Source organism: Bacillus sp. LQ01 (genome assembly GCF_057624735.1).
In genome coordinates, this window is record NZ_JBYEZL010000014.1 from 1 (window position 1) to 12082 (window position 12082).

15 protein-coding genes are annotated in these 12082 nt (G+C 27.6%); 12 read left to right on the forward strand and 3 right to left on the reverse strand.

The window, feature by feature from the left end; translation table 11 throughout:
• The 6 genes from AC22L0_RS28945 to AC22L0_RS28970 form a co-directional block, all read left to right on the forward strand.
• A partial coding sequence (locus AC22L0_RS28945) for an ATP-binding cassette domain-containing protein (protein ID WP_487272562.1) occupies positions 1 to 829 on the forward strand: 829 nt, incomplete at its 5' end.
• The gene (locus AC22L0_RS28950) at positions 826 to 1230 is read left to right on the forward strand and encodes a thioredoxin family protein (RefSeq protein WP_098593225.1); all 405 of its coding nucleotides are present in this window, start codon (positions 826 to 828) and stop codon (positions 1228 to 1230) included. The genes AC22L0_RS28945 and AC22L0_RS28950, both read left to right, overlap by 4 nt.
• An 18-nt stretch (positions 1231 to 1248) precedes the next feature.
• Complete coding sequence (locus tag AC22L0_RS28955; protein WP_098593226.1) at positions 1249 to 2520, forward strand: SunS family peptide S-glycosyltransferase; 1272 nt, start codon at positions 1249 to 1251, stop codon at positions 2518 to 2520.
• Between the two features lie 18 nt (positions 2521 to 2538).
• Entirely contained in the window at positions 2539 to 2952 is a 414-nt protein-coding gene (locus tag AC22L0_RS28960) for a disulfide bond formation protein B (protein WP_098593227.1), read from the forward strand.
• Between the two features lie 226 nt (positions 2953 to 3178).
• Entirely contained in the window at positions 3179 to 3763 is a 585-nt protein-coding gene (locus tag AC22L0_RS28965) for a MarR family transcriptional regulator (protein ID WP_000185579.1), read from the forward strand.
• Between the two features lie 1228 nt (positions 3764 to 4991).
• Positions 4992 to 5543: a DUF3967 domain-containing protein gene (locus AC22L0_RS28970; RefSeq protein ID WP_281103917.1), complete on the forward strand. Its 552-nt coding sequence runs from the start codon at positions 4992 to 4994 to the stop codon at positions 5541 to 5543.
• Positions 5544 to 6191: 648 nt separating this feature from the next.
• On the opposite strand, the gene AC22L0_RS28975 is transcribed toward AC22L0_RS28970, so the two are convergent.
• On the reverse strand, positions 6192 to 6371 hold the full coding sequence (locus tag AC22L0_RS28975) for a hypothetical protein (protein WP_001046050.1): 180 nt from the start codon (positions 6369 to 6371) through the stop codon (positions 6192 to 6194).
• A 120-nt stretch (positions 6372 to 6491) separates the two neighbouring features.
• Between AC22L0_RS28975 and AC22L0_RS28980 the strand changes: the two genes are divergently transcribed.
• Positions 6492 to 7106 carry a hypothetical protein gene (locus AC22L0_RS28980; protein ID WP_487272563.1) on the forward strand — a complete coding sequence of 205 codons (615 nt, stop codon included), beginning with the start codon at positions 6492 to 6494 and terminating at the stop codon, positions 7104 to 7106.
• A 114-nt stretch (positions 7107 to 7220) separates the two neighbouring features.
• Here AC22L0_RS28980 and AC22L0_RS28985 read toward each other — a convergent pair whose 3' ends face one another.
• A complete protein-coding gene (locus tag AC22L0_RS28985; RefSeq protein ID WP_255288455.1) occupies positions 7221 to 7349 on the reverse strand; it encodes a hypothetical protein in 129 nt (42 codons plus the stop codon).
• A gap of 61 nt (positions 7350 to 7410) precedes the next feature.
• The gene (locus AC22L0_RS28990; protein ID WP_487272564.1) at positions 7411 to 7983 is read right to left on the reverse strand and encodes a tyrosine-type recombinase/integrase; all 573 of its coding nucleotides are present in this window, start codon (positions 7981 to 7983) and stop codon (positions 7411 to 7413) included.
• Positions 7984 to 8193: 210 nt separating this feature from the next.
• Here AC22L0_RS28990 and AC22L0_RS28995 point away from each other — a divergent pair, with 210 nt between their 5' ends.
• The 5 genes from AC22L0_RS28995 to AC22L0_RS29015 all read left to right on the forward strand — a co-directional run.
• On the forward strand, positions 8194 to 8715 hold the full coding sequence (locus AC22L0_RS28995; RefSeq protein WP_098974421.1) for a hypothetical protein: 522 nt from the start codon (positions 8194 to 8196) through the stop codon (positions 8713 to 8715).
• A gap of 312 nt (positions 8716 to 9027) precedes the next feature.
• On the forward strand, positions 9028 to 9456 hold the full coding sequence (locus AC22L0_RS29000; RefSeq protein WP_277712426.1) for a helix-turn-helix domain-containing protein: 429 nt from the start codon (positions 9028 to 9030) through the stop codon (positions 9454 to 9456).
• Positions 9457 to 9786: 330 nt separating this feature from the next.
• On the forward strand, positions 9787 to 10176 hold the full coding sequence (locus AC22L0_RS29005; protein WP_098593231.1) for a PH domain-containing protein: 390 nt from the start codon (positions 9787 to 9789) through the stop codon (positions 10174 to 10176).
• A 241-nt stretch (positions 10177 to 10417) separates the two neighbouring features.
• Positions 10418 to 10606: a sublancin family glycopeptide gene (locus tag AC22L0_RS29010; RefSeq protein ID WP_098593232.1), complete on the forward strand. Its 189-nt coding sequence runs from the start codon at positions 10418 to 10420 to the stop codon at positions 10604 to 10606.
• Positions 10607 to 10683: 77 nt separating this feature from the next.
• The coding region (locus tag AC22L0_RS29015) for an ABC transporter transmembrane domain-containing protein (protein ID WP_487272565.1) at positions 10684 to 12082 on the forward strand (1399 nt) is incomplete at its 3' end.

Genomic DNA, 12082 nt, shown 5'->3' on the forward strand with positions numbered 1-12082 from the left:
ATTATTATTAATTAATTCTTTGGCCATGTTTTTATTATCTTCTTTAGAAAGGTTAATAAGTTTACAACCAGAGCTTCAACATGCTGTAATTGCAACTGAACGTTTTTTAGATATAGTGGATTACCCAGTTTTTAATGCAAAGGATACTAAAAAAATATCTAATATTCACGATATAGAATTTAAAGGATTTAATTTTGGTTATGATAATTCAAATAAAGTAATTGAAAATGTTAATATGAAAATTTTAAAAAATGATCGTATCCTATTATTGGGTGAAAGTGGAGTAGGTAAAAGTACTTTGGTTAAAAATTTAGTCAAATTTTATGATGTGCCACCGTTTCAAATTTTAGTAAATGGAATTGATATAAATAAAATAAATACAAGTACATTAAGAGAAAAAATTATTTATTTAAATGAAAATCCATTTCTTTTTAAAGGAACTATTAGAGAAAATTTGTGTATGGGTAAAAAAATTAGTAGCGACGAAATTATAGCAGCTTGTGAAGTTGCTGAAATTTGGGATGTTGTATCTGTTCTTAATGATAATTTAGATTTTAAATTAAATGAAAATGCTAATAACTTATCTACAGGGCAAAAACAAAGACTTTCACTAGCTCGTGCTATTTTGCATAATCCAGAAGTTCTTATTCTAGATGAGTCATTAAGTAACGTCGATTTAGAAAAATTTGAGAGGATACATAATAATCTACTAAAAATGAATTTCACATTGATTGTTATTTCTCACACCTCTCAAATGTTAAAAAATTATAATCGTAAATTTGTTTTTAAAGATAAAACATTAATTGAGGAAAAAGAGGTTGTATCATGAAAAAATGGTTTTTTGTTTTTTTAATACTATTATTATCTATAGGTTCAGCTTTTTATATTTTTAATTCTAAAACGCTGGAAAAAAACTTTTATACAAATATTGATCTTAAAGAATATGAGCAAAGTGTAAACTCTAATGATGATGTTTACATTTATGTATATAAGACTAGTTGTCCATCTTGCCAACAGTTAAAACCTCATCTTAATGAATTTATTAAAAATAATAAATTGAAATTAAAAGCTTTAAATATAGAGGAAGAAAAAAATTATAATGAGACGTTTTTAGATAAGTATAAGTTGAATAAAACTCCTACTATTCTTCATTATAAAGATGGAAGGGAAGCTGAACGTTTAGAGGGATATCGTCCTGAAAAACTCAAAGAGTTTTTCAAAAAAGTATAAATAAAGAGGGGTGATTGTATGAATTTATATGAATTTTATCAATTATTAAAAGAGAAAAATCCTAATTCACAACTTTTTCAGGATATGTGTTTAATACATGATATTCACAGATATTATTATATAGATTTGAACTTTGAAAATGAATTCAATAATATTATTGAATTATATGAAAAGAGTGATTTCCCTTCAATTAGTTGTGGGATTATTACTTATAATGAAGAACGATGTATTCATCGATGTTTAGACAGTCTAATTAATGAGTTTTCTGAAATAGTAGTTTTAGATTCAATGTCTAATGATAAAACAGTAGACATAATAAGAGAAAATTTTCCGCAAGTCAAGGTTATTTCTGAATCATGGAAAAATGATTTTTCGTATCAGAGAAATAAATTAATTAATTATGTAACCAATGATTGGATTTATTTTATAGATGCTGATAATTATTTTGGTAAGAACAATACTAGTAAATTTAAAAGAATAGCAAGGTTAATAGAATTTTTTAATATTAAATGTGTTATCAGTCCTATAATACATGAATATACAGGTGATATATATACAGATACAAGAAGAATGTTTTCTTTAAATCAAAATATATCTTTTTATGGAAAAGTGCATGAAGAGCCAATTTTTGATGGAGGGGAGATTCCAGATAATATTACTGTAAAGGTTGATGTATATCATGATGGATATGATCCGGATATTGTTGATATGGTAGCAAAAAATGAACGGAATCTTGTATTAACAAAAGAAATGATTCAGTTAGAACCCGGTAATCCTAAATGGCTATTTTTTTATGCAAGAGAACTAAATCAAGCAAAATCTGATAAAAGATTAGTTGAAAATGTACTTTTAAGTGCTATAGATTTATATAAATTTAAATCTGATAAAAGATTTTTAATTGAATCTCTTTCGTTACTTTGTAAAATTTATTTTGAATTGAAAGATTTTAAATCTTTAATAAAATATATTTCTGTGATAGAAGAAGAATATCCCGATTTTTACGATATTGAGTTTTATAAAGCTTCTTTATTGCTCCTGGACATAGAAAATAGGATAAATACAGTCATTGAATCTTTACATGTAGCTTTAGATAAAACTAATGAAAATACATGTAGCACAATTCATTCTAAGGGAGATCACTTTAAGCATTTGTTAATTAATCTATATAGTTTTTCCCGAAGATGGGATATTGTTTTTGAATTATATAATGATATCCAAACATCGGAATTAAAACAAGATTTTTTAAATAATGTTACGGAGTTGAAATCAAAAATTGATGAAATATTATAAAAGGGCTGTGTTTTTAAGATGAAAAGTAAAATTATAACTCGAATACAATTTCTTTATGTTTCTTTCTTTATTTCTTTTCTTTCGATAATAGGTAGTTTATATTTTAGTGAAATATTAGGTTTGAAACCTTGTGATTTATGTTGGTATCAAAGAATTTTTATGTATCCTATACCTTTAATTGTTTTAGTTTCCATTTTGACTAATGATGATAAGGTGAAGAATTATATTAGGGGTTTTTCATTGGTAGGTTTATTAATTGCTATGTACCAATATATAATTCAACTTTCACATACGAAAAGTTCTTTTTGTAGTATTAAAAGTGATTGTTCTACAATTCAGGTAGAATGGTTTGGATTCATTACTTTACCACTTTTAAGTTTTTTTGCATTTTCTATAATATTTATGTTTTCGTTTTTAATAAATAAAGAGTAGTCTGAAGTCGTATACAAGGTTGGATGGTGTTAGTTTTATAGAAAAAGAGCCCTAAGTAATAAGGACCCTTTTTAGTTATAACAAAAAAAGCCAATCATGATATAATTGAATTGTCGAGAAACAACTATAATGAGAGGCTTTTTTATTCTTATAAAATTCTAATTACATAATAGCATAAAAAGAGTCTCTGTACTAGTTGTAAATACTAGGAATGAGGAGAAAAGTTATGACAAATACTATTAATTTAAAACAAGCTGAAAAAAATGCAAGATTGAGAGAGATCGAAGATTCAAAGATTTTGTCAGAAGAAGAGATGTATTTAGCAAATGAACTTCAAGCAAAAGCTAGTTCAAGAGGAATGAAGTTAGTTCCTGAGCGTAAAGTGAAAAACAAGGCAAAGTTTGTTCAGATTATTCAACAGAACATCCAGTATTTATTTGAAATTGATTATTTAACAAATGCCGAGAAGGTATTTTTATTAGATATTTCAATGTGTGTAGGATTTTTAAGTAATTGTTTAGTTAGTGATATTAACTCTAAAGAACAAATACCATTAACTCAGCGAGAATTAGCAAAAAAAATAGGAAGACATGAAACGAAAGTTAGTCCTTTGGTTAGAAAATTAATTGATAAAGGCATTATTGCTCGTTCTGAGAGTGGTGTTGATGATAATAATGTTAGGGCATATGCTTTGTTTATAAATCCTCATGTTATGTTTTCAGGGAATAGGGATGAAGTGAATCCAACACTTAAAGCTATGTTTAGAAAGGTTCCTAAACAACTTAAAAATTTACCTATCAAATTATTTTAAGTCTACTTTAATTAGTAGACTTTTTTTATTAATTTCGTACTTACCAAAAACGGTAAGTTTACTTACCAAAAACGGTAAGTACGAAAAATCTTGAAACCCTTGATATTACTAGGGGTTTTCCACTTTGGTATGCTTGTCCCTTCTCACTCTCTATATAGGGAGCTAAAAGTTCCGCAAGGAACGGGTCGTATTTTCTTTCGCTTTGCTACAAAAAATCTCCACCCTTTTCGCTTTGCTACATCCTTGCCAAACTTTTTTCGGCTCGAGTTTGGATATCACCAAGCCGATACATCCAAAAGCAACTATTTGAGATTATCGGCTTGAATTGCTATTATACGAGCCGAACCGCTAGTGCCTTCGTCTAATAATTTCACTTACCATATTAATAGATACGTAATATGTGGGGGCTCGTCCCCACACGACGAACCAGCCTCAACCCCAAAAGCAAAGAAAACCTTCTTTTAAACCTGTTTATTTTGCTTTTTAAGCGTTTATTTTCATTTTCACGACAAATAGTATTGTTTTAAATTTATATTCTTTAAAAATGATTCTGAAGCGCCTGAATAGCAACTGGTATTTTGTTGTTATTTATTTCTAGATTAAAGATTTATATTTATTCAATGTCTATTGTTTTCTTTTAGTATTTTAAAGTAATGTTTGATTGCAATTTATTAAAAATATCATGTCGTTAGTGAGTACTCATATGGAGACATCAAAGGGACTTTGTGTACTCACTGAGTCTACATCTAGGGACATAATGGGGACATTTGGAGAGTTTTGTGTCATCAGTGAGTGGACATCCTGGGAATTTTCGTGTACCCACGTTTAAACTAGGCTCCGCCTAGTCCCAACCCCTAGTTGGTCCCAAAAACCCCTTATGCTCTTCTCTCTTTTTTGATTCGGAATTTCCAATTTTATAAAATGACTTAGCTTTTAGCTGAAATTTACTATGTTAAAAAAAATAGGAATGTGATTTTGATTGTGGTTTGTTGCAAGGCTATTAAAAAAAAAATTTGTGGCGCGGCTTGGATCTTTGCTAAATGAGGTATGAATTGGAGATATGAAAAATTCCGTTATTTTCATATGACAAAAGGATATAAACCTTAGTAGAATGAATTAGTAAAAACCTAGGTTTAATACTTAGGTTTCAAAGTTGGTTTTTTGGAAAATAACCCTTGATATTAAAAATATTTAGGTTTTTATCTAGGTTTTAAAGGTGGGTAAAAAGATGGATAAAAGTGAATACCTAGGTGGAGAAAACCCAGGTTATATAGCGATGACTGTTAAAGAAGTTGCATTATGTTTAGATGAATCACCAAATGTTATAAGGAATTGGATGAAAGAATTAAAGACATATATTCCTTTAGAGAAAAATGAGTCAGGTTACAATATTTTTGATGAAAATGCTCTTGAGCAAATGAAGATGGTTAAGCAATTACATCGAGAACAGAACTATTCAATAAAACAAATTGAACATTATTTTGCTACAGGTGGAGAGAGTATAAAGCCTGTTCCTAGTAAAGAAGCTGGAGAGATTTTAGCTGAGGAATTAAAATCATTAAAAAATGAAGTTAGTAAACTTAGAGAATATAGTGAGAAACAAGAAGAATTTAATAAATTGTTAATTGAACAATTACAAAAGCAACAAGATTATATTGATAATAAGTTAGAAAAACGGGATCAGAAGTTACTTGAAACAATTCGTGAAGTACAAGAAACAAAATCATTAACAGCATCTACGGAATCAAAAGGATTTTTTGCGAGGTTATTTGGAAAATAATTATTATAAGATTTACAAACTGAGTCCTGGCGTTTATGCCGCGAAAGTTCCTTGACGATGAGGGGAACCCTCATGCAAACTCGCCAGGGGTGGCCCCAGAAGGGCGGTTTTTGCCCGCTGGGGTTAGCTTTGGGAGTTTGAGGGTTCGGAGGCTCGTGGTCAAGGGAACCGTGGAATAAAAAGCGAGGACGGACCCCAGGACAGGGCAAAAACCAATGTCTTCGCCAAGATTCGTGGTTCTATTGTTAGAAAAAGGCGAATAAGAATATAGCATACATACAATAAGGGAATGCAGTATAGATCAGTCTACAAGCATTCCCTTGCTATAAAGATGTTTAATAATATTTTAATGATGTTGTTACTATGTATGTCATATTGATTAAGAATAAAAAGATTAATATATCTAGTGTTAAAAAAACATATAATATTATTTTTATCTTTTTAGATCTTTCATTTTTAATCATATATATAATGAATAGCATTGTAGTGCATCGTAGCGTTATAAAAAAGGCATGAAATGATCTGTTGCAAGATGGATTTCGGACTAAAAATCTATATTTATAATATTTAAATATAAAAATATAAAAAGCTAAGAAAAAGGATTTAGTAAAAAACTAGATCTTTTTTCTTAGCTTTTTATTTAAAATATTATTTGTTTTTTTTCTGATCTTTACTTATTCGTGAAAAACCCCAGAATCCTAAAATTAAAATTAAAATAAGGCCAATGACATCAATTAGAGCATTGATTTTCTCATCATTAACAATAAAGTTTGCGATAAAGGTAATGATAGAGATTAGTATGATTCCAGGTAAAATGTATTTATTCATGTGGAAAACCTCCTTAGTAAATTTAAATTAAGTATGGACTATATTTTAATATATGTTACCATATTATTGAAGTATGCGCATACATTTGAATAAATGTAAAATAAAGGGAGAGGTTTTTGTATGTCAAAAAGATTTTTAAGGTTAGGTATTCTTTTTTGTTCGTTTTTAATGTTTTCTACAATCTTTAGTTTTCCGGTAGCAAATGCAGAAGTTAAAACAACTAAGAATGAAACTAAACAGATAGAATCAGAAATTGAAGACTATGAAGCTTTATCTCCACTTTTAGAATTAGTAGAAAAAATGCCAGATGCTGTTGCGAATTCAGGAATTGATTCTGGGGTTGAATGGTTAAACGAAAATAAAGGATCTGAGTTTGCTGGATATACTTTTATAGCAGATGGTGATAATTTAACAGCTGTAGCGGATAATCCTAATGGATCATTTCGTGGTGTTAGTTGGGATTGTATTTCTAGTGCTGGAAAAGCGATTGCTGTAAATGCTCTTCCATGGGCAAAAATTTTAAAGGTTAAACAAGCGGCTAAGTTAATGGGTGGTATTAACTCTATGACTAAGACCATTGTAACAGCATATAAGCATCAACGTAATCTTGGTTATGGTAGAGGTAATGCTATTAAGAGAGCGGTAAGTGTATCTACTAGAGCTTTACCGGGTGAAACACAAAAAGCTGTTTTGGAGTTTTTTGAACTAGGTGATGTAATTAAAAATTGTTTTTAGAGTTGAAAAATTTAATGGATTAGTCTATTGAATTAAAAAACCTTAGGTGTTTTAATAACCTAAGGTTTTTTGTATTTCTTAGAGAAACATCCTATTAATCTGGTCTTTTTATTTTTACATCGCTAAATTTGCAATGTAATATCCAAATTCATAGCCTATTTTTACAATTCCGGCACCTAATATTATGTAAAAGGAATATTTAATAAATTGGTTTTCTTTTAAGAATTTATTTAGATTATTCATGATGAACACCTCTTTTAATATTTTATATTTAATATATTAAAGTTAAATAAAATAAAAAAGATTAAATTTGAAATGTATCAAGGATATTATCTTTTTCTTCTTTATTGATTCCAATATATTTAAGTGTAATTTGTGGTGTGCTGTGATTTAGAATTTCTTGTAACATGGCTACATCTTTTGTTTGTTTATAGAACCAATAACCGAAGGTTTTGCGCATAGTGTGTGTTCCGATAGATTCTACACCGGCAAAATCTCCGGCCTTTTGCAATTGTCGATAAGCTTGGATCTTACTAATGGGTTTCTCTCCTTTTCGAGAAGGGAATAACCAGATATCTTCTAGTTTTTGGGCATAAGAGTATACTTCATCAAAAATAGAAGTAAGATTAATTATGCGTTCTTTCTTCGTTTTTCCTTCTTTGATTTTAAATTCTTTTCTTTTTTTTCGTTTTAGTTTTATTATGGTTTGTGTTTCTATTTGGAGTAGATCACTTACACGTAGTCCGGTATGAATTCCAAAAAGAAATAGAATATAGTCTCGTTCGGAACAATGACGCTTAAGAGCCCATTTCATATCTTCGATCTGTTCTTTGCTACGTATGGGTTGGACATCAATGAGATGTGGTTTTTTGTTCATGGATTTTTACCTCTTTGTCTTATATATTGAATGTATACTTTTCTTTTAAAAGGTATCAAGTGAATCATGCTAAAGTCAATTATTCAAAAGTGAATGTATACTTTTTGTCATAAGGTTTTTTTTAGATAAGAAGGGAAGGAAAGAGTATTTATATTGCAACGTTAATTTAATTATCTTAATATATAAAATAAAAATTACAAGAGGTGTTTTATGATTAGTTTACTCAAAAAGAAGTTGTTATTATCAAAATGGAGGGAATTTGTAAAATTTGTTTCGGATAATTTTGATTTATGTAATTCAGATAGTTTAGAAGAGTTAAATGAGAAAAAAAAAGAATTAGCTATGTTGGATTTAGAAACAATAAGAGATGTTATTAATCGTACTAGTGCTATTAATAAAGCTTTTTATGATTTATCTAAAGGCTTTCCTGTAATTGCTTCAGTTTTATTGTTTATGTTTACGTTTTTATTAAAAGATTATATGTTAATTATTTTTCATGCTAAATCTGTAAATGAACTTCCTCCTGTGGTTGCTTTGTTTGGTTTAGTAGCTGTTACAGTTATTTTTTTATGGGCTTTTAAAGCTATAATTACTTCTCAAAATCGAAATTATTTATTGTCACAATTTGAAAGTGTGTTAGTTGACATAAAAGAACAGAAGGAGAAAGAAGAAGAACAAAAAAAGAAGGAAAACGATAGTGTTTCAAATTTAAAAAATACCTTTGCTAAATAATTATTGTGAATTTATTTTTCTTTATTTACAACGTTTTGAATGTATACTTTTTTTATATAAAATGAGGATATCAAGGTATTTGGCTGGAAGTCAATGTTTAAGGGGATTTGAATGTAAACTAATATTGAAAAGTTTACATTTGATAAAAGTAAAAAAGAGTCCTATGTTTATGGGATTCTTTTTTTAGTTTCTGATAATATTGTATTAATTGAATATAAAGAGTAATTTAGTAAGGATTTGAATATGTGAACCATTAGTTTACATGTATTAGATTAATGGTTTATATGTAATGATTTCTTAGAGGTGAATAATATGAATTTAGGTTCGCAATTGAAAAAGTTTCGTGAATCAAAAAGCTTTTCACAAGAAGATGTAGCTCGAAAGGTTGGAGTGACTAGACAAGCTGTTTATAAATGGGAGAGTAATAAAAGTTATCCTGATATTGATAATTTGATTTTACTTAGTGATTTATATGAAGTAACAATTGATGAGTTAATAAAGGGATCAGAGGATGCTAGAGAGGATTTAGATAAAAAGGATAAAGATGAATGTGAAGATGATGATGAGGGAAATGATTTTGGATTTTTTATAGGTATTGTTCTTATATTTGTAGGGATATTTATTGGTATTGAAGGGGTTTCTTTATTTATAACTATATCAGGGATGCTAATAATGGTATTTTATAGTGATGTAAAAAAAGTAATTATTAATGAATTTAAAATAAAAAGAAGACCGAACTAGATTGTTTTTCTAGTTCGGTCTTCTTTTTATAATGTAAACAAATATTCAAAAGTTTACATTGGATATAGTGATCTCTACTAGGATTATTTGTATTGATATTGAGAATATGCAAAATTACATATTTAGACGTTGTGATGATAATATATAATGTCACTAAGATGGAAAAAAATGTTTTTTTTGCTTCTTTAAAATATATATTAAGAATCCTGTTATTAATCAAGATTCTGTCAAATGATAAGTTGATACATTTTTGTCTCATGATAATATGGTAATGTAAGGATTTCAGAAAATATTATCAATATTTTATTTTTATATAAGGAGAGACCTGATATGTTAAAACAAATTTTATTAGAAGAAAATGAAAAGGTGAAAAATCAAATTAAAGCTTATTATAAATATAAGGATTTGACTTCTCTTTCTATGTTAGGCGGTAATATATCTAGTTCTCCTGATGTATTCGGATTATTATTAACAACAAATAGGAGAATAATTTTTTATACGGAAACGATGAAAATGAATAAAATTCTTTTTGAAATTGATTATGAAGAAATTATAGAGTTTAAAGAACAGAAGCAAACTGTTGGTTTATTTAAGAAGATTCCTTCAATTGTTATTTGTCATAAAAAGGGCGAAGAAGTTTTTTCAACAATGGGAGATTTAGAAAAGTTTTCTGAATTAAAAAGTTTTTTTGATGGAATTATATTAGGTGGAAACGCTTAACTATATTTCATAATATTTTAATAGTTTTAAATTTAAAATTTTGCAAACGTTTGCTTTTTTTTTGATGGAATTATATTGGATGAAATCCTTAACTTATATATCCTAAACTTTCAAATAATCTTAAGTTTGGTATTTTTTGAGAAAAAACTATTGCAAACGTTTGCTTAATATTGTAAAATCTTACTAGTAAACGTTTACAATATAATTGCTTGTAAATAAAATTAGTAAGGGATGAGATATTATGAAAGATTTATTTAAAGAATTAAAAGTTGAAGAATTAGACAAACATACAGGACATGGTGGTATGGGTTGGGCACAATGTGCAGCATTATTAGCTCAATGTTCAAGCGGCGGAAGAATTGGTTGTGGTGGTACTGCTACACAGGCATATGGTCAATGTAATACATATCGAAAAATGTGTAATAAATAAATTATATTTAATCAAAAAGAAATTTCATTTTTTAATGAAATTTCTTTTTGATTAAATACATAAAGGAAGCTTATTTTATGAAAAAAAACAAATTTATACATACTATACAGCATAATGAACATGATTGTGGTTTAGCTTGTGTCTCTTCTTTATTAAGATACTATGGTTTTAATTATGGTATTGATTATTTAAGGGATTTAATGGTAGATAAGAAAGGATATAGTTTAAAAGATTTAACTTTTTTATTAGGGAATTTTAAAGGTATAACTTATAAATCTTTAAGAATTAATGAGGAGAAATTAAAAGAAGCTTTAAATTATATTAAAAAACCATCTATTGCTTTAATAGAGAGAGAGGGAGAAAAACATTACATTGTTATTTATTCAATAAAGGGGAACAAATTAGTAATTAGTGATCCACTAAAAAATAAAATTTCAACAATGTTAATTAAGGATTTTTCAAATGTATTTTCTGGAGTACTTTTAGTTGTAGAATCTGTAGATCAAAATAAAAATGATATTTTTAATCAAAGATATAATAAAGCTAATCTTTTTAAAGGGGTATTGAAAGAAAATAAATTTTTGTTCACTTTAACTTTTATTTTATCTGTATTGGTTGTAGGAATAGCTATTATTCTTTCATTTTTTGTTAAGTTTTTAACAGATCTTGTTATTCCAATGCGTTTAGATACTACATTAATTCAATTTAGCTTAGTATTCTTGGTTATAAATTTTGTGAAAGTACTATTTGATTATATTAGAAATTATTTTGTTGTTCGAATTTCATATAATTTAGATAAAGGGTTAGCTGAAAAATATTTTGATAAAATTGTAAATTTACCTATTAAGTTTTTTGAAAATAGGGATGATGGTGAAATTATTTCACGTTTTCGGGATAGTCACTATATTAGAAATGCATTTAGTGTCAATGTAGTTACAGGAATACTTGATATATTTATAATTTTAGGAATAAGTGTTTTTCTTTATAGAATGAATGATGTATTGTTTTTTACCGTGTTAGTACCTGTTTTATTATTGACTTTATGTGCAATAATGTTTTATGAAATTTTAAACAAAAGAAGTCGAGAATTAATGGTTAATGAAGCAAAAACTACTTCTTTTTTAGTTCCATTTATTAAAAATATGCCTACTATATATTCGTTTAATAAAGAGAAGTATTTCTTAGATTCATTCGATGTTTTTTTTAAGAGACAAATAAATTCAGCATTAAAAGAATTTAAGACTGTAAATATTAATAATGCAGTTCGATTATTAATTCATTCTTCCTTTTCTATTATTATTCTATGGGTTGGTACTCAGCAAGTACTTACTGATTCTATTACATTAGGAACATTATTATTAATTAATTCTTTGGCCATGTTTTTATTATCTTCTTTAGAAAGGTTAATAAGTTTACAACCAGAGCTTCAACATGCTGTAATTGCAACTGAACGTTTTTTAGATATAGTGGATTACC